The sequence below is a fragment of the Pseudomonas sp. yb_5 genome, from assembly GCF_043103865.1.
GTDB classification, from domain to species: Bacteria; Pseudomonadota; Gammaproteobacteria; order Pseudomonadales; family Pseudomonadaceae; genus Aquipseudomonas; species Aquipseudomonas putida_Y.
On the sequence record NZ_JBICKE010000018.1, the window covers coordinates 1 to 22,607 of the forward strand.

Annotated in this window: 24 protein-coding genes; all 24 read right to left on the reverse strand. The window is 62.6% G+C overall.

Annotated features, from left to right (window positions below; all coding sequences use genetic code 11):
* Positions 1-270: 270 nt before the first annotated feature.
* Entirely contained in the window at positions 271-1,413 is a 1,143-nt protein-coding gene (flhB, locus tag ACF8GF_RS02140) for a flagellar biosynthesis protein FlhB (protein ID WP_209967362.1), read from the reverse strand.
* Positions 1,414-1,415: 2 nt separating this feature from the next.
* The gene (gene fliR, locus ACF8GF_RS02145; protein WP_209967365.1) at positions 1,416-2,192 is read right to left on the reverse strand and encodes a flagellar biosynthetic protein FliR; all 777 of its coding nucleotides are present in this window, start codon (positions 2,190-2,192) and stop codon (positions 1,416-1,418) included.
* A 7-nt stretch (positions 2,193-2,199) separates the two neighbouring features.
* Positions 2,200-2,469 (reverse strand): flagellar biosynthesis protein FliQ, encoded by a 270-nt coding sequence (gene fliQ / locus ACF8GF_RS02150; protein ID WP_103462211.1) that lies wholly within the window; start codon positions 2,467-2,469, stop codon positions 2,200-2,202.
* Between the two features lie 21 nt (positions 2,470-2,490).
* Entirely contained in the window at positions 2,491-3,246 is a 756-nt protein-coding gene (fliP, locus tag ACF8GF_RS02155; protein ID WP_003254415.1) for a flagellar type III secretion system pore protein FliP, read from the reverse strand.
* On the reverse strand, positions 3,246-3,692 hold the full coding sequence (gene fliO, locus ACF8GF_RS02160) for a flagellar biosynthetic protein FliO (RefSeq protein ID WP_392487958.1): 447 nt from the start codon (positions 3,690-3,692) through the stop codon (positions 3,246-3,248). The genes fliP and fliO overlap by 1 nt, the downstream gene beginning before the upstream one ends.
* Entirely contained in the window at positions 3,693-4,160 is a 468-nt protein-coding gene (gene fliN, locus ACF8GF_RS02165) for a flagellar motor switch protein FliN (RefSeq protein WP_029615633.1), read from the reverse strand. It abuts the gene before it with no gap.
* Between the two features lie 47 nt (positions 4,161-4,207).
* A complete protein-coding gene (gene fliM, locus ACF8GF_RS02170) occupies positions 4,208-5,176 on the reverse strand; it encodes a flagellar motor switch protein FliM (RefSeq protein ID WP_021785186.1) in 969 nt (322 codons plus the stop codon).
* 9 nt (positions 5,177-5,185) lie between these two features.
* Positions 5,186-5,683 (reverse strand): flagellar basal body-associated protein FliL, encoded by a 498-nt coding sequence (fliL, locus tag ACF8GF_RS02175; RefSeq protein WP_176685407.1) that lies wholly within the window; start codon positions 5,681-5,683, stop codon positions 5,186-5,188.
* Between the two features lie 217 nt (positions 5,684-5,900).
* Complete coding sequence (locus ACF8GF_RS02180) at positions 5,901-7,166, reverse strand: flagellar hook-length control protein FliK (RefSeq protein WP_392487959.1); 1,266 nt, start codon at positions 7,164-7,166, stop codon at positions 5,901-5,903.
* 71 nt (positions 7,167-7,237) lie between these two features.
* Positions 7,238-7,585, reverse strand: coding sequence for an Hpt domain-containing protein (locus ACF8GF_RS02185; RefSeq protein ID WP_004577674.1), 348 nt, complete (start codon positions 7,583-7,585; stop codon positions 7,238-7,240).
* Between the two features lie 48 nt (positions 7,586-7,633).
* Positions 7,634-9,325 (reverse strand): SpoIIE family protein phosphatase, encoded by a 1,692-nt coding sequence (locus ACF8GF_RS02190; RefSeq protein ID WP_392461857.1) that lies wholly within the window; start codon positions 9,323-9,325, stop codon positions 7,634-7,636.
* 8 nt (positions 9,326-9,333) lie between these two features.
* A complete protein-coding gene (locus ACF8GF_RS02195) occupies positions 9,334-9,639 on the reverse strand; it encodes an STAS domain-containing protein (RefSeq protein ID WP_176685404.1) in 306 nt (101 codons plus the stop codon).
* Between the two features lie 216 nt (positions 9,640-9,855).
* Entirely contained in the window at positions 9,856-10,308 is a 453-nt protein-coding gene (gene fliJ / locus ACF8GF_RS02200) for a flagellar export protein FliJ (protein ID WP_103462206.1), read from the reverse strand.
* Positions 10,309-10,314: 6 nt separating this feature from the next.
* Complete coding sequence (fliI, locus tag ACF8GF_RS02205) at positions 10,315-11,670, reverse strand: flagellar protein export ATPase FliI (RefSeq protein WP_392461859.1); 1,356 nt, start codon at positions 11,668-11,670, stop codon at positions 10,315-10,317.
* A complete protein-coding gene (gene fliH, locus ACF8GF_RS02210) occupies positions 11,660-12,454 on the reverse strand; it encodes a flagellar assembly protein FliH (protein ID WP_176685403.1) in 795 nt (264 codons plus the stop codon). The genes fliI and fliH overlap by 11 nt, the downstream gene beginning before the upstream one ends.
* A 162-nt stretch (positions 12,455-12,616) precedes the next feature.
* Positions 12,617-13,636 (reverse strand): flagellar motor switch protein FliG, encoded by a 1,020-nt coding sequence (fliG, locus tag ACF8GF_RS02215; protein WP_003254434.1) that lies wholly within the window; start codon positions 13,634-13,636, stop codon positions 12,617-12,619.
* A complete protein-coding gene (gene fliF, locus ACF8GF_RS02220) occupies positions 13,629-15,407 on the reverse strand; it encodes a flagellar basal-body MS-ring/collar protein FliF (RefSeq protein ID WP_176685402.1) in 1,779 nt (592 codons plus the stop codon). Before fliF ends, fliG begins: the two co-directional genes overlap by 8 nt.
* A gap of 15 nt (positions 15,408-15,422) precedes the next feature.
* Positions 15,423-15,755 (reverse strand): flagellar hook-basal body complex protein FliE, encoded by a 333-nt coding sequence (fliE, locus tag ACF8GF_RS02225; protein ID WP_176685401.1) that lies wholly within the window; start codon positions 15,753-15,755, stop codon positions 15,423-15,425.
* Positions 15,756-16,018: 263 nt separating this feature from the next.
* Entirely contained in the window at positions 16,019-17,374 is a 1,356-nt protein-coding gene (locus ACF8GF_RS02230) for a sigma-54 dependent transcriptional regulator (RefSeq protein WP_103462202.1), read from the reverse strand.
* Positions 17,374-18,591 (reverse strand): PAS domain-containing sensor histidine kinase, encoded by a 1,218-nt coding sequence (locus tag ACF8GF_RS02235; RefSeq protein ID WP_176685400.1) that lies wholly within the window; start codon positions 18,589-18,591, stop codon positions 17,374-17,376. The genes ACF8GF_RS02230 and ACF8GF_RS02235 overlap by 1 nt, the downstream gene beginning before the upstream one ends.
* 120 nt (positions 18,592-18,711) lie before the next feature.
* Positions 18,712-20,187: a transcriptional regulator FleQ gene (gene fleQ / locus ACF8GF_RS02240; RefSeq protein WP_176685399.1), complete on the reverse strand. Its 1,476-nt coding sequence runs from the start codon at positions 20,185-20,187 to the stop codon at positions 18,712-18,714.
* Between the two features lie 168 nt (positions 20,188-20,355).
* Positions 20,356-20,649: a flagellar protein FliT gene (locus tag ACF8GF_RS02245; RefSeq protein WP_370844654.1), complete on the reverse strand. Its 294-nt coding sequence runs from the start codon at positions 20,647-20,649 to the stop codon at positions 20,356-20,358.
* A 16-nt stretch (positions 20,650-20,665) separates the two neighbouring features.
* On the reverse strand, positions 20,666-21,067 hold the full coding sequence (fliS, locus tag ACF8GF_RS02250) for a flagellar export chaperone FliS (protein ID WP_061304368.1): 402 nt from the start codon (positions 21,065-21,067) through the stop codon (positions 20,666-20,668).
* 127 nt (positions 21,068-21,194) lie between these two features.
* Positions 21,195-22,583, reverse strand: a complete 1,389-nt coding sequence (fliD, locus tag ACF8GF_RS02255; RefSeq protein WP_176685397.1) for a flagellar filament capping protein FliD — start codon at positions 22,581-22,583, stop codon at positions 21,195-21,197.
* Positions 22,584-22,607 lie beyond the last annotated feature (24 nt).

Here is a 22,607-nt window from a genome sequence, read left to right on the forward strand (position 1 = left end):
AGCAGGACCGGCCCTTTCGCGGGTGAACCCGCTCCTACGACGGCCTGTGCCCAACCACCGACCTGCGCCCACCACCGTGGTAGGAGCGGGTTTACCCGCGAATACGGTAGCGGCGGCAACGGTGAACGGCGGATGGAAATTGGCCAGCAGGACCGGCCCTTTCGCGGGTGAACCCGCTCCTACGACGGCCTGCGCCCAACCACCGACATGTGTCCACCACCGCGCAGGAACAGGCCCGCCCGCGAAATGGCCTGAAGCCGTGACACAAGGTCAACTGTCACGCCGCAAATCCGGCGGGATCGGCAGGTCGTCTTTCAGCGGCTCCGGCCGCTTGCCCTTGCCGGCGCGGTATTGGCGAATCTGGAACACATACGCCAGCACCTGCGCCACCGCCAGGTACAGCCCCGCCGGGATCTCCTGCTCGAGTTCGGTGGAGTAATAAATCGCCCGCGCCAGCGCCGGCGATTCGAGGATCTGGATGTTGTGCTCTACGCCAATTTCACGAATCTTCAACGCCATGAAATCGCTACCCTTGGCCAGCAGCAACGGCGCCGCACCGCCCTTCTCCGGGTCGTACTGCAACGCCACCGCATAATGCGTCGGGTTGGTGATGATCACGTCGGCATCCGGCACCGCCGCCATCATGCGCCGCTGCGACACCTCGCGCTGCAGCTGGCGAATACGCTGCTTGACTTCGGGCTTGCCCTCGCTGTCCTTGTACTCGTCGCGCACTTCCTGCTTGGTCATCTTCATTTTCTTGTGCGTCTGGTACAGCTGGAACGGCACATCCGCTGCGGCAATCAGCAACAACCCGGCTGACATCCACAAGGCACTCCAGCCCACCACCTGCAAGCTGTGGATGATCGCCTGCTCCAGCGGCTCATTGGCAATCGACAGCAAAGCCTGGCGGTCGCTGGACAGCACCAGCACCGCCACCACCAGAATCACGAAGAACTTGGCCAGCGCCTTGAGCAGTTCAGTCAAGGCATTCATCGAGAACATACGCTTGATCCCCGACAGCGGGTTCATGCGGCTGAATTTTGGCTGCAGCAAGCTGCCCGAGAACAGGAAACCGCTGAGCGCGATGGGCGCCACGAAGGAAATCACGAACAGCAGGATCAGCACCGGCTGCACCGCCCAGATGGCCATCTTGCCCGAGGCCAGCAGGAAGGCGCCCATGGCCCGCTCATCGACGATGATGTCGCGGGTCAAACTGAAGTTCATGCGCATCAACGCCAGCAACGTCTCGGCCACGTGGCCACCGAACGCCAGCAGGCCACCGGCGCCCGCCAGGGTCACCGCCACCGTGTTCAGCTCCTTGGAGCGGGCGACCTCGCCCTTCTCGCGGGCGTCGCGCTTGCGCTTTTCGGTGGGTTCTTCTGTCTTGTCCTGCCCGCTCTCGCTTTCTGCCATGCTCAGCGCGCCCTCGCCAGTTCACGCAGCCATTGCAGCGTTTCGCTGGCCAATGCCTGATAGTGGGACAGGACATCGGCCAGGCCGACCCAGAAGATGAACATGCCCATGACCAAGGTCAGCGGGAAGCCGATAGAGAAAATGTTCAGCTGCGGCGCAGCGCGGGTCATTACGCCAAAGGCGATGTTCACCACCAGCAGCGCAGCGATCACCGGCAGAATCAACAGCAGGCCGGCACCGAACACCCAGCCCATGCGCCCGGCCAGCTCCCAGAAGTGGTTGACCACCAGCGCACTCCCCACCGGCAGGGTGGTAAAACTTTCGGTCAGCACCTCGAACACCACCAGGTGGCCGTTCATCAACAGGAACAGCACACTCACCAGCATGGTCATGAACTGGCTGATTACCGTGACGTTGACACCATTGGCGGGGTCGACCATCGAGGCGAACGCCATGCCCATCTGTACCGCGACGATTTGCCCGGCCACCACGAAAGCCTGAAACAGCAACTGCAAAGCCAGGCCAAACAGCACCCCGACGATGATCTGCTCGGCACACAGCAGCATACCACGCAGGCTCAACGGGTCGAACTCGGGCAGTGGCGGCAATGCCGGCACGATCACCACGGTCACCGCCACCGCGACGTACAGGCGAATCCGCGCCGGCAACATGCGGGTACCGAAGATCGGCATGGTCATCAGCACCGCAGTCACCCTGAACAACGGCAGGATGAAGGTGGCGACCCAGGTGCCAATCTGCGTGTCGGTCAGCTCCAGCATCGCCGCGTCAACCAATGAGCTGCGGGATGTTGGTGTAAAGGGTGGTGAAGTACTCCATGAACTTCTGCACCAGCCAAGGCCCGGCGACGATCAGTGTGATCAGCATCACCAGCAGGCGCGGCAAAAAGCTCAAGGTCTGTTCGTTGATCTGCGTGGCAGCCTGGAACATCGCCACCACCAGGCCCACCAACAGGCTCGGCACCACCAGCACGGCGACCATGAGGGTGGTCAGCCACAGGGCATCACGAAACAGGTCGACAGCGACTTCAGGTGTCATCGGCGGCTCTCCTTGACGGCGTCAGACGCCGCCGAAACTGCTGGCCAGGGTACCCATGATCAACGCCCAGCCATCGACCAGCACGAACAGCATGATCTTGAACGGTAGCGAGATGATCAGCGGCGAAAGCATCATCATACCCATGGCCATCAGCACACTGGCCACGACCATGTCGATGATCAGGAACGGGATGAAGATCATGAAACCGATCTGGAACGCCGTCTTCAGCTCGGAAGTAACAAACGCTGGCACCAGGATCGTCAGCGGCACCTGGTCGGGGCCGGCGATGTCGGTACGCTTGGACAGGCGCATGAACAGGTCAAGGTCGCTTTGCCGGGTTTGCGCCAGCATGAAGTCCTTGAGCGGCCCCTGAGCCTTGTCGATCGCCTGCTGGGCAGTCATCTGCTCCTTCAGGTACGGTTGCAGCGCGTCCTGGTTCACCCGATCGAACACCGGCGCCATGATGAACATGGTCAGGAACAGCGCCATGCCGGTCAACAGCTGGTTGGACGGTGTCTGCTGCAGGCCCAGGGCCTGACGCAGGATCGAGAACACGATGATGATGCGGGTAAAGCTGGTCATCAGGATGACGAACGCCGGAATGAAACTCAGCGCGGTCATGATCAGCAGGATTTGCAGGCTGACCGAATATTCCTGCTGCCCGTCCGGGGTGTTGGACAGGGTAATGGCCGGTATCGACAGCGGGTCGGCGGCCAGAGCCAGCGGCGCAGCCAACAGCAGCGCCAGAGTCAACAACGTACGCAGCGCGCCGCTCATCACTTGTTGTCCTTAGGGTCCTTGCCCATCAGCTCCATCAGCCGCTGGGCAAACTCCGGCGTCGCCTGACGGACACTTGCCGGCACTTCCACGGGTTCGGCCAGTACGTGCACGGCCTCGATACTGCCGGGGGTATGGCCGATCAGGATCTGCTCCTTGCCTACCTGCACCAGCAGCAGGCGGTCACGCGGGCCGATGGCACGGCTGCCGACGATCTCGATCACCTGCCCACCCTTCACTGCGGTGCTCTGCAGGCGCCGAAGCAGCCAGGCCAGGAAGAAGATCAGGCCCACCACCAGCAGCAGGCCCAACACCATCTGCGCCAGCTGCCCGCCGAGACTGCCCGGTTGAGCCGCCGGGGTGGCCGCTGGCGTGGCCGCGGCCAGGCAGGCGTGGCTGGCGAACAGCGCCGCGACTGCGGCGATGGCGCGCATCGTGCCTTTCACTCAGCGCAGCTTCTTGATACGTTCGCTGGGGCTGATCACGTCGGTCAGGCGGATGCCGAACTTTTCGTTGACCACGACCACTTCGCCATGGGCGATCAGCGTGCCGTTGACCAGCACGTCGAGCGGCTCGCCGGCCAGGCGGTCGAGCTCGATCACCGAGCCCTGGTTGAGCTGCAGCAGGTTGCGGATGTTGATCTCGGTGCTGCCCACCTCCATGGAAATGTTCACCGGAATGTCCAGGATCACGTCCAGATTCGGGCCTTCGAGGCTGACATTTTCGTTCGGCTTCGGCGAGCTGGCGAATTCTTCCATCGGCAGGCGGCCCGGGCCGCTGCTGCTGCCGGTATCCCCGCCCAGCAGCGCATCGATGTCGGCCTGGCCGGCTGAACCGGTTTCCTCCAACGCTGCGGCCCACTCATCGGCCAGTGCCTGGTCCTCTGGGGAGGTGATCTCGTTTTCGTTAGCCATGATTTCCTCGACAGGCATTCAATTCGTTGTAAGCGACCGGCACACCGTCAGCGGCGTTCGATCGGGTCGATGATCTGCAGGGCCAGGTTGCCCTTGTGCGAGCCCAGCCGCGCCTTGAACGCGGGCACCCCGTTAGCGCGCAGCACCAGGTGCTCAGGCAGCTCGACCGGAATCACGTCACCCGGCTGCATGTGCAAGATGTCGCGCAACTTCAGTTGGCGCCGGGCGACCGTGGCGCTCATCGGCACGGCCACGTCCAGCACGTCCTCGCGCAGGGCCTTGACCCAGCGCTCGTCCTGGTCGTCCAGATCCGACTGGAAACCGGCATCGAGCATTTCCCGCACCGGCTCAATCATCGAGTACGGCATGGTCACATGCAGATCGCCACCACCGCCGTCCAGTTCGATGTGGAAGGTGGACACCACCACCGCCTCGCTGGGGCCGACAATGTTGGCCATGGCCGGGTTGACCTCAGAGTTCATGTACTCGAAGGTGACCGGCATGATCGCCTGCCAGGCTTCCTTGAGGTCGACGAAACACTGGTCCAGCACCATGCGCACCACGCGCAGTTCGGTCGGGGTGAACTCGCGCCCCTCGATCTTGGCGTGGCGGCCATCGCCGCCAAAGAAGTTGTCCACCAGCTTGAACACCAGCTTGGCGTCGAGGATGAACAGCGAGGTGCCGCGTAGCGGCTTGATCTTGACCAGGTTGAGGCTGGTGGGTACGTACAGCGAGTGCACGTATTCACCGAACTTCATTACCTGCACACCACCCACGGCCACGTCTGCGGAGCGGCGTAGCAGGTTGAACATGCTGATACGGGTGTAGCGGGCGAAGCGTTCGTTGATCATTTCCAGGGTCGGCATGCGACCCCGTACGATCCGATCCTGGCTGGTCAGGTCGTAGCTTTTGATGCTGCCAGGCTCGGATGCGCTCTCGGTCTGCACCAGACCGTCGTCGACGCCGTGCAACAGGGCATCAATTTCATCCTGGGACAGCAGGTCCTGTACGGCCATTGCGGACTCCTACTGCAATACGAAATTGGTGAACAGCAACTGGTCAACGACCGGCTTGCCGACTTCCTTCTGCGCCACTTCCTGGACCACCGCAGTGGCCTTCTGGCGCAACATCTCCTGCCCTACCGGGCTGCTGGCCAGGGCGTCGAACCCTTGCCCGGAGAACATCATCACCAGGTTGTTGCGGATAACCGGCATGTGCACCTTGAGCGCATCCAGGTCGGCCTGGTTACGCGCCTGCAGGGTGATGCTCAGTTGCATGTAGCGCTGACGGCCGTTCTGGTTGAAGTTGACCACGAAAGCCGGGGTCAGCGCTTCGTAGATCGCCGCTGGCTTGACGTTGCTGGCCGCAGCCTCGGTGGCCGGAGCCGGCTCGCTCTTGTGCATGATGAACCAGGTAGCGCCCACCGAAAGGCCGATCGCCAGCAACAGGCCTACCACGGCCAACAGGATCAGCTTGAGTTTGCCTTTAGTGGCGGGGTCTTTGACTGCTTCGCTCTTCGCCATGCCAATAATCCGTCGTCCATCGGGGGTTCAAGGGAGGATGGCTTGGCTTGAGCAAGTGTTATGCCAGATTTTGCAGTGGATGGATTCCAGCAGGTTTGCGGTGCTGGCTTCTTCGCGGGCACGCCCGCTCCCACAGGTACCGCACAGGGTTCGAAATCAACGAAATGCCTGTGGAAGCGGGCGTGCCCGCGAAGAAGCCAGCACAGGCCAACAGTTATCAGGCGTAGTAATCGACCGCACTGTCGCCGATAACCACCTGCCGCTCCAAAGGCCGGGCGCTGTCGACCGCCTCGGACCCACCCTGCTCGGCCCGGCGCGCCGCCACCCCGGACAGGTTGCCGCCCTGCGCCTGCCCCTGCTGCTGTTGCTGCTCGCGAGACTGGTCAGCGACGTTGACATCCGGCTGCGCCAACCCCTGCTGGGCAAACAGTTCGCGCAAGCGGTGCACCTGGCTGTCGAGGGCATCACGTACGCCGGCGTGGCCGCTGATGAAGGTAACCTGGGTGGCCTGATCCGCCGCAACATTGACGCGAATGTCGAGGCGACCGAGTTCTGCCGGCTCCAGCTGGATATCAGCTGACTTGAGGTTCTGGCTGGACAGGTACATGACCCGGTTGACCAGGCCCTCGGCCCAAGCGTTCTGGTTCATCGGCAATGGCTGATGCAACGGGCTCGCATTGGCCGGCACGGCGTTGGCGGTCTTGGCCGTGGCCGCCTGGGTCAGGTTGGCCAGGCGGTTGGCAAAATCATCGACGCGGGTGTCGCTGCTGGCACTCTTGGTGTCCTTAAGGCCGTCTTCAAGCAAGGCGCCAAAGGCCTTGTCACCGGACTCGGCGCTTTCGCCATCGGCATTCTCGACCAGATTCGCCAAGGTATTGACGGCTGCCCGCCCTTCCTCGCCCTGAGCCTGGGCAGCATCAAGGGCATGTGCCGAGGTGCCACCTTTGGCCTGGGCACTGTGCTCCAGCGCCAAGCGCAGGGTCGGCAAGTTGGCCAGGGGGTCAGCATCCGGGTCGAAGGCCTCCTCGGCAGACGGCTCTTCAGGCAATGCCGCAGCAACCTGGCTTTGCGCCGTGGCCGCCTGAAGCACTGGCGCCACCGCCTCGGCCTGCGCCTGGATCAGTTGCGCGCCAGGCTGGGCATCGGTGACCTGACCAGCCACCAGGCTGGCGTCGCGCACACCCGCATCGGCCTGGGCCGAATCGCCTTCTGGCAACTTGTTGCCGTCATCGGCAACTGCAGCCTTGCCAGCCGGGTCTTTCTTGCCGCCCGTTGCCGCATCAGGCTTGTCCTTGGGCTTGGCCGGAGCGACCTTGTCATCCTGCCCTACAACCTTGTCGCGGCCCTGCCTGGCCATCATCTGGCCAAAGGCATTGCCCTTGTCGCCCTGCGCCTGCAGCGGCTTGTCCGCCTGCACGGTGGCCGAACGCGTGGTTTTGCCGAGGGCATTGGCTTGCAACAATGGGTTAGGTGCGACAGGCATCGAGCGGTCTCCGCGCCAGAAACAAAAAATCGTCGAGACAGAGACAGGCAAGACTCGCGCCAACTCACGTATCAACCTGCGGAAATACGCTGCTGCTCACCACGGTAAAAGTGCTGCACCACGACGAACTCCATGTCGATGCGGCTGATCAAGTCTTCAATACCGTACAACGGGGGCCGCCGCGCGCGCTCTTCGAGCTGTTGACACAGGCTGGCCAAGGCCACAGCGCCCATGTTGCTGCTGCTGCCCTTGAAACTGTGAGCCGCCGCGCCAAGCTCCTCGGCGCTTTTGGCCGCATGCAACTGCCCAAGACGCCGCTCTGAGTCATCGAGAAAAGTCTGCACCAACTGCAGGTAGCCATCTTCCATGACCTCACGCAGGTCACTGAGTACCTTGTGGTCAATATGCATGTCAGTCACTTGTTCACTCCTTGATCAAGCCAGATTATGCCCGAGCCAACCAGCGGCTCACCATACGAACTCCACATGCGCGCAACGCCCGCCCTCACTCCAGTGCGCATCACTGGCCAACTGCCTCACCAGATTCAGACCGCGACCGCTCAGCCCCTGATCCGGCGAAGGCCGCGCCAGCACTCGCTGCACGTCAAAGCCGGCACCGCTGTCGCGCACCTCGATCATCAGACGCCCACCGCCGCCATGCGGTTCAACCTTGAAATCGATGCTTACAAAGCCTTCGGTCAGCGAGCCCAGGCGCCGGGCGCGCTCCTGGTAATAGTCGGTAAAGCCTTGCACATCGCGCTTGAGCTGCGAGTCCAGGCCCAGCACACCATGCTCCAGCGCATTGGAATACAACTCGCTAAGCACACTGTGCAGGTTGCCCGTACGTGCGCGCAGGCCATGAATTTCCTGCAATAACTGCACCAGGTACGGCACAGGATTGAAGCGCTTGAGGCTTTCGCCGCGCACCTCGAAGCCCAGCGACCAGTCCAACGGGCTGGAACGGCCGCTGTCAGAGTAGATCATCGGTGCTGACACCCGCTCCTCGGCAGTGAACATGCGAATGTCGCACAAGCTGATGTCATCGCGTGGCTGCCCCCCAAAACGCTCCAGGGCCAGCATCAGCTCGTCGAACAACTGCACAGGGTCGCGGTTGTCGGCCAGTACCGCTCGCAGGCGCTGCACGCCAAACAGGCGTTCCTGGTCGTCGGCGGTATCGAGCACACCATCCGACAGCAGCAACAGGCGCTCGTCCGGTGCCAGCGGCAACACCTCAGTGCTGTCATCGAAGCGCTCAGCGGCCAGAATGCCCAGCGGCAGGTGCCGCGAACTCAGTACCGACAGCACCTGGCCATCCACCGACAGGCGATACCCATCGGGCATACCGCCATTCCACACCTCCACCGTGCCGCGCTGCATGCTGAGGTTGAGCAGCAGCGCACAGCAGAACATGTCTACCGGCAGGATGCGCTTGAGCTTGGCATTCATCTCGCGCAGGATCTGCGCCATGCCGTGGCCCTTGGCGGTCATGCCGTAGAACACCTCAGCCATCGGCAAGGTGCCGACCGCGGCCGGCAGGCCGTGACCGGTGAAATCGCCGAGCAGCACACGCATGTCGCCGGCCGGGGTAAATGCCGCCAGCATCAGGTCGCCATTGAACAGCGCGTAAGGCGATTGCAGGTAGCGAATGTTGGGCGCAGAAAGGCATCCAGAGTGGGCCACTTTGTCGAACACCGCCTTGGCCACCCGCTGCTCGTTAAGCAGGTGATGGTGATGCCGTGTGATCTGGTCGCGCTGCGCCAGCACGGTAGCCTGTAACCGGCGCAGACGGTCCATGGCGCGGATCTTGGCAGCGAGGATCACCGCGCTGTAGGGCTTGGCCATGAAATCATCGCCCCCCGCCTCAAGGCAACGCACCAGGCCTTCCTCTTCATTCAGCGAAGTCAGGAAAATGATCGGCACCAGCGCCTCGCCAGCCAATGCCTTGATCTGCCGCGCCGCCTCGAAGCCATCCATGACCGGCATCAGGGCGTCCAGCAGCACCAGTTGAGGGCGCCGCTCGATGAACAGCGCTACCGCTTGCTCGCCGTTCTCCGCAGTGAATACCTGATGCCCCTGGCGGCGCACGATCTGCGAAAGCAGCAGGCGATCGACAGCACTGTCTTCGGCGACCAGCACGGTCAACGCCTGTTCGGCCGGCATGTCGGCGCTCAACTGATATCGAAGAGTTTTTCGAAATTGGAGATGGCGAGAATCTTGCGCACGTCGGAGCTGGCATGCACCACCCGCACGTCCGACTCATCACCGCCCGCGTGGTCGCGCAGCAACAGCAGCATGCCAAGCGCGGAGCTGTCGAGGTAGGTGGTATCCTTCAGGTCGACGACCACCGAATCCGGCCGCCCGGGCTGGCGTTCGTACGCTTCGCGAAACTCCTGATGCTTGCCGAAATCGAAGCGCCCCTTGATCTTGATGGTCAGCTTTTTCCCGTCCTGCGAAAAATCAGTCTCGACTGCCATGCTAGCGATTCCTTCGATGATGGCGGATGCAACTGCTTTAAGGTTTAGCAGGCGAAGGTGGGGGTGGCAAGCGGATGCAGGCTCATGGCTTTGATGGCCTGTACCGGCCAGCCAATATACCCGGTCATACACCGTCGCAGCCGCCACCGCATTCGCGGGCAAGACCTCTCATTTGTTTCAGGCCAATTATTCCGCTGCAAGGCCTGCGGCGAACACCTATAGATGGTTTTGCCGCGGCAGGCGCTGCGACAGCTCATCCAGCAAGCGCTGCTCACGCTTGTCTTCAGCGCGCCGGGCCTCGTCCTGGTAGCGCTGCACCAGCTTGCGCAAACCCTCCACCCGGGCATAGGCCTGCTGCCAGGTACCACGCGCGTTATTGAGGTTGTTCTGGTGCCAGACCAGGCTCTGGCGCTGCTGGGTCATGGCCGTTTCCAGCTGCCCGAGAAAACGCTGGTAATTGACCAGCCAGCTACCATTGACCCCTTGCCCGCCGCGGTTGATCCACTGCAGCTGGTAATCCTCGCGAAAGCGCTCCAGCTCAGCCAGCTTGGCCTGGGCCGTGGCCACCTGCTGCTGAAAGTGGCCAAGGCGCTGAGCCGCCTTGCGCTCGGCCTCTTCGGCCATGTCCACCACCGGCGCCAGGCGCGCGGCACGCCCAGGCTGCGCCATGGCTTATCAACCTGCCGGGGGCGTGAAAATCGCCCCCAGCTGTTCGCGACTCTGCGCCATACCCACGTTCTCGCGCAGACCCTGGCGCAGGAACTCCACCAGCTTCGATTGCAAGGCAATGGCCAGGTCGGTCTCCGGATCACCGCCGGCCACATAGGCACCCACGCTGATCAGGTCGCGGCTTTGCGACAGACGCGACCACAGTTGCTTGAACTTCTGCGCCTGGCGCAAGTGGTCGGCATCGACCACTTGAGGCATGACCCGACTGATCGACGCTTCGATGTCGATGGCCGGGTAATGGCCTTCCTCAGCCAGCCGACGCGACAGCACAAAGTGGCCGTCTAGCACGCCCCGCGCCGAGTCGGCGATCGGGTCTTGCTGGTCGTCGCCTTCGGACAGCACGGTATAGAACGCAGTGATCGAACCACCGCCAGGTTCGCCATTGCCTGCCCGCTCGACCAGTTTTGGCAGCTTGGCAAACACCGAGGGCGGGTAACCACGGGTGGCCGGCGGCTCGCCGATGGCCAGGGCAATTTCCCGCTGGGCCTGGGCGAAACGGGTCAACGAGTCCATCAGCAACAGCACATTCTTGCCTTTGTCGCGGAAGTACTCGGCAATGCGTGTGCAATACATGGCGGCACGCAGGCGCATCAGTGGCGCATCGTCGGCCGGCGAAGCCACCACCACCGAGCGCTTGAGGCCCTCCTCACCGAGGATATGCTCGATGAACTCCTTCACCTCGCGCCCCCGCTCACCGATCAGGCCGACCACGATGATCTCGGCTTCGGTGAAGCGGGTCATCATGCCCAGCAACACCGACTTACCCACCCCGGTACCGGCAAACAGGCCTAGCCGCTGGCCACGGCCGACGGTAAGCAGGCCGTTGATACTGCGAATACCCACATCCAGCGGCTTGCTGATAGGGTCGCGGTTGAGCGGGTTGATCACCGGGCCGTCCATCGGCACCCAGTCCTCGGCCTTCATCCCGCCCTTACCATCCAGCGCGCGGCCGGCGCCGTCGAGCACCCGGCCCAGCATGCTCATGCCCATGGGCAGGCGGCCACCGTCATCCAACGGCACTACCCGGGCCCCCGGAGCGATGCCGACGATGCTGCCCACCGGCATCAGAAACACCTTGGGCCCGGCAAAGCCCATGACTTCGGCCTCGACCTGCACCGGGTGATAACTGTCGTCGTTGATCACCAGGCAACGGCTGCCCACTGCAGCGCGCAGGCCTTCGGCTTCCAGGGTGAGGCCGACCATACGCAGCAAGCGGCCTTCGACGATTGGCCGGGCCGGCAGCGCAATGGCCTCAGCGTAAGTGCCCAGGCGCTTGCCGAAGCTGGTGCGCTCAAGGTGCATCTGGGCTGTCCACGGTACGCTCGACCGGCGCATCCAGGTCTGTCGACATGTCTGGCGCCGCCGGGTGCAGGGATTGGTCATGCAACTGGTCGAACAGCTGCGCCACCGCTTTTTCGATACGCGTTTCCATGGTGGCATCGATACGGCTGTGGGCCGTCTCGATGCGGCAACCACCCGGCAGCAGCGCACTGTCTTCCAGCAACCGCCAGTTCTCCTCATGGCGTTCGCGCAGGGCTTTGGCCAGCTCGAAATCCTGCGGATTGAGGTGGATGCGGATATTGTCCGCGCCCATGGGCAGCAGCTTGAGCGCTTCGCGCAGCACCTGAGTGATCTGGCTGGAATCGTTGCGCAGCTCGCGGCCGATCACCTGGCGAGTCATGTGCGCTACCAGGTGGACCAGCGACTTCTCGATTTGCTTGTCCTGCTCGGCAATCGGCTCCATCAGGTTGGCCATCAGCCGCTCGAGGCTGTCCAGCTTGGCCTTCAGGGCCTCTTCAGCCTCCTGCCGGACCTTGAGCTGGGTGCTGTGGAAGCCCTCGCGCTCACCGGTGGCGAAACCCTCGTTGTAGGCCTCCTGGCGGATGGCTTCGAGCTCTTCCAGGGTCAGTGGCTGGACTTCTTCCAGCGGCACTTCCTCGATTTCTTCCTCGATGACCTCGGGCTCCGGTTCCGGCTCGGGCGCAGGCTCCGGTTCCGGGTCGAAGCTGGGCAACGTCCACACGTCCACGCCCTCGAGGTCGCGGGCGCGGATCAGGTCGCTGGGGTGGTGTTCTTTGGTGGGCATGCTGTCATGTTCTCAAACCATGTTCGGCCGACACGGTCCCTTGTAGGAGCGGGTTCACCCGCGAATGCGTCGGCAGCGACAACCTCGATTGCCAGGACCGACGCCTTCGCGGGTAAACCCGCGCCTACAAAAGGCGGCGTCGGCTATGGGGTCGCGAATACCTTAGATCATTTCCTCGGCGCCCTTGCCGCCGAGCACGATCTCGCCGGCCTCGGCCATGCGCCGGGCAATGGTGAGGATTTCTTTCTGCGCGGTTTCCACGTCGCTGACCCGTACCGGCCCTTTGGCCTCCAGATCGTCACGCAGCAGTTCCGAAGCACGTTTGGACATGTTCTTGAAGATCTTGTCCTTGACCCGCTCGTCGGCGCCCTTGAGCGACACCACCAACACGTCGGAGGACACTTCGCGCAACAGCGCCTGGATGCCTCGGTCGTCGACGTCGGCCAGGTTGTTGAAGACAAACATCAAGTCTTCGATCTGCTCCGACAGGTCGCTGTCGATTTCGCGGATCGCGTCCATCAGTGCGCCTTCCACCGAGCTGTCGAGGAAGTTCATGATGTCGGCAGCACGCTTGATACCACCCAGGGTGGTGCGCGCGGCGTTGGAGTTGCCCGAGAACTGCTTCTCGAGGATCTGGTTCAGCTCCTTCAGCGCCGCCGGCTGCACGGTGTTCAGCGATGACACGCGCAGGACGATGTCCAGGCGCACCTTGTGGTCGAAGTTGCTCAGCACTTCACCGGCCTGGTCCGGGTCGAGGTAGGCGACCACGATGGCCTGGATCTGCGGGTGCTCGTAGCGGATCACGTCGGCCACGGCACGCGGCTCCATCCACTTGAGGCTGTCCAGGCCGCTGGTATTGCCGCCGAGCAGGATGCGGTCGACCAGGCCATTGGCCTTGTCCTCGCCCAGGGCCTGGTTGAGCATCTTGCGGATGTACGCATCAGACCCGACACCCAGGCTGGTCTGGTCGCCGACGATGTCGACAAACTCGCTCATCACCTGTTCGACCTGGTCACGGTGCACATTGCCCATCTGCGCCATGGCCACACCTACCCGCTGCACTTCCTTCGGGCCCATGTGCCGCAGCACCTGGGCCGCATCGGTCTCGCCCAGCGAGAGCAGGAGGATCGCCGCCTTGTCGACGCGGCTCAGCTTGGCGGTAACGGCTCGGTTATCACTCATCGGCGTTGATCCAGTCTTTCACGACCTGGGCCACACGGCCCGGGTCTTCGGCCACCAGGCCTTTGATTGCGTTGAGCTGTGCCTCATAACCCTCGCTCGGGCTAGGCAGCAGAATGCTTGTCGGGCCACCCAGGCTGACGCGGTCGTTGGCCAGTTCGCCATCCAGACCCATCATGCCGCCCAGCTCCATGTCGCTATCCGGGGCAGCCTGCTTGCCGCCCCCGGTAATGTTGTTCAGCACTGGCCGCAGCACGCCGAACACCAGCACCAGGATGAACACCACGCCCAGCACTTGCTTGACGATATCCCAGAACCACGGCTGCTGGTAGAAGGCGATGTCGGCGATTTCCTCGCCACGGTCGGCGGCGAACGGCACGTTGATCACCGTCACGCTGTCGCCACGGCTGGCATCGAAGCCGACTGCGTCCTGCACCAGGCGGGTAAAGCGCGCCAGGTCCTCGGCGCCCCATGGCGCACGTGTGGTATCGCCAGTGGCCGGGTCGATCTTGACCTGGTCGTCCACCACCACCGCTACCGACAGACGGGTCATGCGCCCCTGCTGCTGGCGAGTGTGGCTGATGGAACGGTCCAGCTCGAAGTTCTTGGTGCTTTGCTGACGTTTGTCTGACGGGTACGGCGCGAGCATCGGCTGGCCGGTGGCCGGGTCCATGATCTGCTGGCCGTTGGCATCCACCAGCGGTTGGCCAGGCTGAATGGCAGCAGCCGGGGTAGCCGCGCCACCGGTGGTCTGCGGTGCCGAAGCGGCGCCTGGCGGCTGGTTGCTCAGCGCGCCAGGCACGCCTTGCGGGCCTTGGCTGCTGGCACGCTGTTCGTCGACTGACTGCTCGCTGCGCAACGCCGGCTGATCGGGGTTGAACTGTTCGGAGGTGGACTCGACCGTGCTGAAGTCGAGGTCCGCGGACACTTCGGCCTTGTAGCGGTCGTTGCCCAGCACCGGCTGGAGGATATTGTGCACGCGCTGGGTAAGCATGCTTTCCACCCGGCGACTGTAGTCGAACTGCTTGCCAGCCTGGGTCAGCGCGGAATCCTGAATCTGATCGGACAGCAGGTTGCCCTTCTGGTCGACGACGGTGACCTGGGACTTGTCCAGTTCCGGCACGCTGGTGGCGACCAGGTTGACGATGGCCATCACCTGCCCGGCTTCCAGTGCGCGGCCTGGGTACAGCTCGACCAGTACCGAGGCGCTGGGCTTGCGTTCATCACGCACGAACACCGAACTTTTCGGGATGGCCAGGTGCACACGCGCGGCCTTGACGTTGTTGAGGCTGGAAACGGTACGGGCCAGTTCGCCTTCCAGGCTGCGGCGGTAGCGAGTGGTTTCCATGAACTGGCTGGTGCCCAGGCCCTGCTCCTTGTCGAGCAGCTCGAAGCCGACATTGCCGTCGCTCGGCGCCACGCCGGCGGCTGCCAGTTTCAGGCGCGCACGGGAGAGGTCGTCGGCCTTGACCAGCAGGGCCCCCGAGTTGGGCTCCACGTTATAGGGGATGTCAGCAGCGGCCAGGGTGTCCATGACCTGCTTGGTGTCCATGCCCGACAGGCTGCCGTACAACGGACGGTAATCGGGTTGTTGCGACCACAGCACCACGGCAAAGCCGATGGCCACGCTGGCCGCCAGGCCGACCATGAGGCCGATCTGGCGCAGCATGGGCATCTGCGAGATATTTTCCAGAAACGCCATGCCAAACAGCGGCGGCTTGGCCGCTGGCGAGCCAGCTTTGGCGGGGGCGTTTTCGACGACTGCTTCAGCCATGGGTTACATCCGTCCTCAAACCGGCATCTGCATGATGTCCTGGTACGCCTGGACAAGCTTGTTGCGTACCTGGGTCATGGCTTGCATCGACACGCTGGCCTTTTGCGAAGCGATCATCACGTCAGTCAGGTCGACGCCGCTCTTGCCGATTTCGAACGCGTTGGCCAGTTGGGTCGAGGCCTGCTGCGTCTCATGCACCTTGCCGATGGCCTGGCCGAGCATGTCGGCGAAGGTACTTTGCCCCGGCGCCAGCTCTGGGGCAACGGTTGCCTTGGGCAGCGACATGGCATCGGCCTGCATGGCCCGCATGTCCAACATCAGACGATTGAATTCAACACCTTGGCTCATGACCCTTCTCTCTCCTGCGGCCGCATTTTTTTGACAGTCATGCGGCGAATGACCTACCTAAAGCAACAAAGGTGCCAGCCTTCGCGACTCATTTCCCAGGGATCACACAATTCCTGTGGGAGCGGCCTTGCGTCGCGATAGGGGCGCGAAGCGGCCCCAGGTCTTCAGCTCCGCCGCAAAGATCGCCGGGGCCGCTTTGCGCCCCTATCGCGACGCAAGGCCGCTCCCACAGAGGTCCGCGCCAGTTACAGATGATTTGCCTGTCAGCCGAACAGGCTGGCCTCGACGTCAAACCCGGCATCGCGCATCTGTGCCAGCTTGTAGCGCAACGTGCGCGGGCTGATGCCCAGGCGTTCGGCCGCCTCTTTGCGGCGGCCGCGTTCGGCGCGCAGGGTGTCGATGATCATCTGGTACTCGTGGCGACGCATGTCATCCCCCAAGCCGCCAGCATCAGCAACCACCTCAAGAGATGGCTCGGTGCCAGCCGACAATGGAATGGCGCCTGCCAGACAAAAATCCGCCGCCTCGATCACGCCCCCCTGCTGCAGAATCAATGCCCGCTGCAGTGCGTTGTCCAGCTCGCGCACGTTGCCCGGCCAGGCATATGCCTGCAGGCAGGCCCGAGCCGCTGGCGAGAGACGCACCGGGGCATGCTTCATCTTGGCCACATGGCGCGCCAGCAGGCGCTCAGCCAGTTGCAGGATATCGCCCGGCCGCTCACGCAGCGGGCGCCAGGCCAGCGGGAACACCGACAGGCGGTAGTACAGGTCTTCGCGGAAGCGCCCGGCCGCCACTTCGCCGGCCAGGTCGCGGTTGGTGGTGGCCAGCACCCGAATATCCAGACTGATCGGCTTGCGCCCGCCTACCCGCTCCACCTCGCGCTCCTGCAGCACACGCAGCAGCTTGGCCTGCAAGGCCATGGGCATTTCCGAGATTTCGTCCAGCAGCAGGGTGCCGCCTTCGGCCTGCTCGAACTTGCCAGCCTGAGCCGCGATAGCGCCGGTGAAGGCGCCCTTCTCGTGGCCGAACAGGGTGGCCTCGAGCATGTTGTCGGGGATCGCCGCGCAATTGATCGCCACGAAGGGCTGCGCCGCACGCGGCGATTGCTGGTGAATGTAGCGCGCCAGCACTTCCTTGCCAGTACCGGACTCGCCGGAAATCAGCACGGTCGAGTCACTGCGCGCCACACGGGCCGCCAGCTCCAGCAACTGGCGACTGGCCGGCTCGCAAGCCACCGGCCCTTCTTCGCCGGTGACCCGCCCGGCGGCATGCCGCTCCACGAGGCTGAGCAGCGCCTTGGGCTCGAACGGCTTGACCAGGTAGTCGGCGGCGCCTTGACGCATGGCCTCGACCGCACGCTCGACAGCAGCATGCGCCGTCATCAACAGCACCGGCAACTGTGGCTGCTGGCGGCGCAGCTGGCTGAGCAACTGGTGCCCGTCCATACCGGGCATGTTGACGTCACTGACTACCAGGCTGAACGCGTCATCCAGTACGGCCTCCAGCGCTTCTTCGGCACTGCCCACCGCCTGATAGGCGAACCCGCCGATTTCCAGGGTATCGCCCAGCGCCTGGCGCAATACGCGGTCATCCTCGACCAGCAGCACCTTGATTGCCATTACACCCCCTCCGCCAATTGCCCGTCGATCAACGGCAGTTCTACCCGCACGCAGGTACCACGGCCGACTTTCGAGCGCAGGTTGATCGTGCCCTGATGCGCACGCACCACCGCCTTGACCACGGCCAGGCCCAGGCCGGTACCGGTGGCCTTGGTGGTAAGGAAAGGCTCGCCCAAACGGCCGAGCAAGCCTGCATCGATGCCGCTGCCGGCATCGCTGACACACAGGTGCAAGCTACGTTCGCGGCGGTACAGGTGCACCTTCAGCCGTGCCGGGCCATCGCTGGCCTGCAAGGCATTTTCAATCAGGTTGAGCAAGGCGCCGACCAGAGTGTCGCGGTTGCACAGCAACTCGCCCAGATGACTGTCGCACTGCCAGCGCACGGCATGCCCCTGCACATGTGCCTGGGCCGCCTGTTGCAGGGCCTGGAACAGCGCTTTCGGGGTCACCCTATCCCCCAGTGGCAACTCGCCACGGGCAAACACCAGCATGTCGCGCACCTGGTGTTCCAGCTCGTGCAGGCGCTCCTTCAAGGTCGCGGCGAAGCGCTGGCGGGTTTCCGCGCTCAGCGCTTGCTCGCTATCGGCCAGGTGGCTGGCATACAGCATGGCTGCCGACAGCGGCGTGCGAATCTGATGGGCCAGCGAGGCAACCATGCGCCCCAAGGACGACAGCCGCTCGTGGCGAGCCAGTTGATCCTGGAGGCGACGGGTTTCAGTCAGGTCGTTGAGCAGCACCAACTGGCCAGGCTCGGCATCCAGCGAGCGGGTGGCGATCGACAGGCGGCGACCGTCGCGCAGCGAGACTTCGTGGCCGTCGTCCTTGCGCGGGGCAAAGCTACGGGCGATCACCTGGCGCCACAATTGGCCAATCAGGGGCTCGCCGAGCAACTCGCAGGCGGCCGGGTTGGCTTCGCGCACCAGGCCCTGGCCGTCGATCACGATCACCCCACCGGGCAGCAAGTCCAGCAGGTTCTGCAGGCGGTTGGCCAGGCGTTCCTTCTCACTCAGTTCGTCGATGCGCTGGGCGCTGACCACGGCCAGCTCACCCTTGAGCTCACTGACCCGGGCTTCGAGCAGGCTGTAGGACTGGCTCAGCTGGCTGGACACCTGATTGAACAGGGCAAAGGCTTGCGCGATACCCTGGCCGCTGTCCTGCGCGACCGGGGTTTGCCCCTGCTGATCGGGGGCTCGGGATACGTGGGCGGCCTGGGGCATCGTGCTCTCTCGCGTGGCTGACCGTCATAAAAACGGTGTGTTGCCAGCGGTGTAGCAATAGCCGTGCCGGAGATAGGGATTTGTGCCCGCGAAGAGGCCGGCATAGACAACCGCCAGGCTTCAATCTTCCGCCTGTTCCTCACCGCCCTGGCGGCTCATGCCGTACTTGCGCATCTTCTCGACCAGGGTGGTACGGCGAATACGCAAACGTTCAGCCGCGCGCGCAACGATACCGTTGGCATCGTCCAGCGCCTGCTGGATCAGGCCCTGCTCCAGGCTACCCAGGTAGTCCTTGAGATCCAGGCCTTCGGGCGGCAGCATGGCGTGGTTGCTGAAGTTTGGTGTATGGCCATTGATCGCCACGCGCTCTTCAAGGTCGCTGCGCAGGCTGTCGACCATCTGCTCGTCTTCGTCATCGACATAGCGGAATTTCTTCGGCAGTTCCGACACGCCAATGACCCCGTACGGGTGCATGATCGCCATGCGCTCGACCAGGTTGGCCAGCTCGCGCACGTTGCCCGGCCAGCCGTGACGACACAGCGACATGATCGAGGCGGAATTGAAGCGAATGGAACCACGCTTCTCGTGCTCCATGCGCGAAATCAGCTCGTTCATCAGCAACGGAATGTCTTCCACACGCTCACGCAGCGGCGCCATTTCGATAGGGAACACATTCAGGCGGTAGTACAGGTCTTCGCGGAAGGTACCGTTCTCGATCATGGTTTCGAGGTTCTTGTGCGTCGCAGCGATGATGCGCACGTCGATGCTCTGGGTCTTGTTGCTACCCACGCGCTCGAAGGTACGCTCCTGCAGCACACGCAGCAGCTTGACCTGCATCGGCAACGGCATGTCGCCGATTTCGTCGAGGAACAGGGTACCGCCGTTGGCCAGTTCGAAACGCCCGGCACGGCTGGTGATGGCCCCGGTAAAGGCGCCCTTCTCGTGGCCGAACAGTTCGCTTTCCAGCAGCTCGGCCGGGATCGCGCCACAGTTGACCGGCACGAATGGCGCTTCGCGGCGCTTGGAATGGTAGTGCAGGTTGCGCGCCACCACTTCCTTGCCGGTGCCCGACTCACCCAGGATCAGCACGCTGGCATCGGTATCCGCCACTTGCTGCATCATTTGCCGCACGTGCTGAATGGCACGACTGGTGCCAACCAGGCTACGGAACAGATTGGGCTCGCGCTGGCGACCGCGCTCGCGCGCCTGGTCATACATTTCGCGGTAGACCTGGGCACGGTGCAGCGAATCCAGCAGTTGGCTGTAGCTTGGCGGCATTTCCAGGCTGGAAAGCACCCGACGGCGAAGGTCTTCCGGCAGCTCGACAGAAGAAATTTCACCTAAAAGCAGAACCGGAAGGAACTCATCCCAGGTAGCCACTGTCTTAAGCAGCCCAAGCAGATTGCCCGGAGCATTTACGGTGCCGATGAGCACGCACAGCACTTCGCGGCTCGAAGACAATGGCTCGACCGCCTGCTGCCAGTCATGGCTGGCACACGCGAGGTTTTCTTCGCCGAGGAAGTTCAGCACCACCGCAAGGTCGCGGCGGCGCGCGCTGTCGTCATCGATCAGCAGAATCTTGGTTTCACGCCACATGCAATAGCAACTTCCCTAGTCATATCGGCGCCCTGCGGGGGCGTGCTCGACATCATTCCGACTGAATGGTCAGTGTTCGGACGTCTGAAATTCGAAAACAGCCACTAGTAAAGTCAAAAAGGCCCATACAGTCAAATTTATGGCGCCTTTTGTTAAGTCGTGCGCATCTTAACTGAAGAGATGGTAAACCTTCGATGCATTTTTCGCTTGATTGATCTGCATCATCTCTTCGGCAATTGCCTGGCGTTCACCGGTTGTCACATCGATCAGATTGCGGTAGAGCCGCAGCACCCCTTCCAGCTTCTCGCGCAGCAACGCCTGATCCATCGCATGGGTTTCCAGCACCTCGTCGATGCACGCGCGGCACGCCACATCCAGCTTGGCAATGGTTTCCCAGTCACGCTCCCCCAAGGCCCCGATCAGGGCATCGCAGGTGTCATCGAGGCGTTGCAGTGCGGTCACGGTAATCTCCTTGCCATCAGCTGGCAGGCTGGGCGTCGGCAATGCCGTCCCAGCCACTTTTCACGGTAATCAGCAGCTGGGCAACTTCGTCGATAATGCCGGCATCGTTGTCCACATTGGCCTGCATCAGGCGATTGGTCATGTAGACATAGAGGGCGTCGAGCTTTTCGACGTACTCTGGGTTTTCGCTTTTTTCAGGCGACAAGCCATCGCGCAAACCGATGATGATGTCGATCGCCTTGCCCAGCATCAGACCCTTTTCCGCAATGTCGCCACGCGCCATCGCACCCTTGGCCTGCGCCATGCGATCGAGGCCGCCCTCCATCAGCATCTGCACCAGGCGATGGGGCGTGGCTTCGGAAATCTGGGCATGGGAATTGACCTTCTGGTACTGACGAAGGGCTCTCATGGGATTCATCTTGCGACCTCGTGACGGGCAGGCTTAAGGGGGAGATATTCCTTGTATCGGGCAGGCGGCGAAAAACTTTACCGACCGATGACATGAAGCCCGGCATCTTGCACGGACTTCATGCAAGGTTCACGGATCAATCGTCGCTGTTCGCCTTGTTCAGTGCGTTGAGGGTGCTCAGCACCGAGTCCTGCTGCTGACGCAACTGAGTGACCAGGGTATCCATGTTGTTGTACTTGTCCTGCAGGCTCTTCTGCAGGGCTTCCATGCGGGCATCCAGGGTTTCCTGCTCGGCCGTGAGCTTGGTCAGGCTTTCGCTCAGGACCTTGGAGCGCTCGGCGAGGGTGCCGGTTGCGGCCTTGGCGAATGGCTCGGTGACTTTTTGCAGGCGCGCCAGCAGGCCGTCCTTGCCGTTGAAGATGCTGGTCAGGTCAGCTGCATTGGTAGATGCCACCTTGTCCCATTTCTTGTCGTCCAGGCTAAGCAAACCGCCGTCCTGAGATGAAGTAACACCAAATGCAGCAAGGGACTTCAGCGTCCCGTTACCCGACAGCGCATTCATTTCTTCGCGAATGGAAGTCAACAATGTACGCATGGAAGCATCGCCCGTCAGCGCGGCCGCAGTCATGCTGCCATCGGCATTCTTGGTCACCTTGGTTTCTGCGTTGATTGCGGTGAGCAACGCATTGTAGGTATCGATGAAGCCTTTGAGACCAGACTTCAAAGCGGTGCTACTGGTGCTGAGCGAGAGCACGGTGGGTGTGAGCTCACCGCTCGTGGCATTTGTCGGTGAAATACCGACCAGCTTGATATTCAGACCACTGACGGCATCGGTGATGTCGTTGGTCTTGGACTTCATTGCAATGCCGTCGAGGGTGTACTCAGCGTCCGCGGGCGGGTCGACGACGGTATAACCAGTGTCGATACCCGAATTGCCCGACAGGGTGATGTCGGAGCCTTCACCCATTTTAGTCGAAGTGACAATCAGGCGGGAGCCGGAGGCATCGGTCAGTACGTTAGCACTCAGACCGGCCGCGCCAAACTGGCTGTTGATACTATCGCGCACCTGCTGCAAGGTGGCACCTGCAGGAACGCTAAGATCGTGATCTTTGCCGTTCTGGGTGATTTTCAAGGTGGTAGCTGTGGTCCCCGGATTCACAACCGAACCCGCACCATTGGCATAGACCTTGGTCGACACTTTCGAAGCAGTCGCCAGCTTGCTGACAATCAACGAGAAAGAACCGTTAGCGGCCCCCGTCCCCATGGTGACGGTAGCCACTTTTTCATCCGAAGACTTCAGGCTCAGCCCCCCAAAGCTGTTGGTATCGGTCATGTTGGTCAAAGCGCCGCGGAATGCATCCAGGGCTGCCTGAATCTTGCCAATAGAGGACAACGTGGTGGTTGCCTTCAGCGTTTGGGTATTGATCTGGGCCTGCTTGGGCGCTTTTTGCGCGGCCACCAGGGAATCGACGATCGCCTGGGTATCGATGCCCGAGCCAATACCGCTGACTGTTGTACCTGCCATCATTGCTCTCCTTGTTCAGTAGCT

What these genes read in the sequence shown, in the direction of transcription:
- fleQ (WP_176685399.1), bottom strand. Translation starts at nt 20,187, where the DNA reads ATGTGGCGTGAAACCAAGATTCTGCTGATCGATGACGACAGCGCGCGC.
- ACF8GF_RS02195 (WP_176685404.1), bottom strand. Translation starts at nt 9,639, where the DNA reads ATGGCAGTCGAGACTGATTTTTCGCAGGACGGGAAAAAGCTGACCATC.
- fliJ (WP_103462206.1), bottom strand. Translation starts at nt 10,308, where the DNA reads ATGGCGCAGCCTGGGCGTGCCGCGCGCCTGGCGCCGGTGGTGGACATG.
- flhB (WP_209967362.1), bottom strand. Translation starts at nt 1,413, where the DNA reads ATGGCAGAAAGCGAGAGCGGGCAGGACAAGACAGAAGAACCCACCGAA.
- fliN (WP_029615633.1), bottom strand. Translation starts at nt 4,160, where the DNA reads ATGGCTAACGAAAACGAGATCACCTCCCCAGAGGACCAGGCACTGGCC.
- fliM (WP_021785186.1), bottom strand. Translation starts at nt 5,176, where the DNA reads ATGGCCGTACAGGACCTGCTGTCCCAGGATGAAATTGATGCCCTGTTG.
- fliR (WP_209967365.1), bottom strand. Translation starts at nt 2,192, where the DNA reads ATGCTGGAGCTGACCGACACGCAGATTGGCACCTGGGTCGCCACCTTC.
- fliH (WP_176685403.1), bottom strand. Translation starts at nt 12,454, where the DNA reads ATGCCCACCAAAGAACACCACCCCAGCGACCTGATCCGCGCCCGCGAC.
- ACF8GF_RS02235 (WP_176685400.1), bottom strand. Translation starts at nt 18,591, where the DNA reads ATGCCCCAGGCCGCCCACGTATCCCGAGCCCCCGATCAGCAGGGGCAA.
- fliL (WP_176685407.1), bottom strand. Translation starts at nt 5,683, where the DNA reads ATGGCGAAGAGCGAAGCAGTCAAAGACCCCGCCACTAAAGGCAAACTC.
- fliP (WP_003254415.1), bottom strand. Translation starts at nt 3,246, where the DNA reads ATGAGCGGCGCGCTGCGTACGTTGTTGACTCTGGCGCTGCTGTTGGCT.
- fliE (WP_176685401.1), bottom strand. Translation starts at nt 15,755, where the DNA reads ATGAGCCAAGGTGTTGAATTCAATCGTCTGATGTTGGACATGCGGGCC.
- fliS (WP_061304368.1), bottom strand. Translation starts at nt 21,067, where the DNA reads ATGAATCCCATGAGAGCCCTTCGTCAGTACCAGAAGGTCAATTCCCAT.
- fliD (WP_176685397.1), bottom strand. Translation starts at nt 22,583, where the DNA reads ATGGCAGGTACAACAGTCAGCGGTATTGGCTCGGGCATCGATACCCAG.
- ACF8GF_RS02180 (WP_392487959.1), bottom strand. Translation starts at nt 7,166, where the DNA reads ATGCCTGTCGCACCTAACCCATTGTTGCAAGCCAATGCCCTCGGCAAA.
- fliG (WP_003254434.1), bottom strand. Translation starts at nt 13,636, where the DNA reads ATGAGTGATAACCGAGCCGTTACCGCCAAGCTGAGCCGCGTCGACAAG.
- fliF (WP_176685402.1), bottom strand. Translation starts at nt 15,407, where the DNA reads ATGGCTGAAGCAGTCGTCGAAAACGCCCCCGCCAAAGCTGGCTCGCCA.
- fliQ (WP_103462211.1), bottom strand. Translation starts at nt 2,469, where the DNA reads ATGACACCTGAAGTCGCTGTCGACCTGTTTCGTGATGCCCTGTGGCTG.
- fliI (WP_392461859.1), bottom strand. Translation starts at nt 11,670, where the DNA reads ATGCACCTTGAGCGCACCAGCTTCGGCAAGCGCCTGGGCACTTACGCT.
- ACF8GF_RS02190 (WP_392461857.1), bottom strand. Translation starts at nt 9,325, where the DNA reads ATGCCGGCCGAACAGGCGTTGACCGTGCTGGTCGCCGAAGACAGTGCT.
- ACF8GF_RS02230 (WP_103462202.1), bottom strand. Translation starts at nt 17,374, where the DNA reads ATGGCAATCAAGGTGCTGCTGGTCGAGGATGACCGCGTATTGCGCCAG.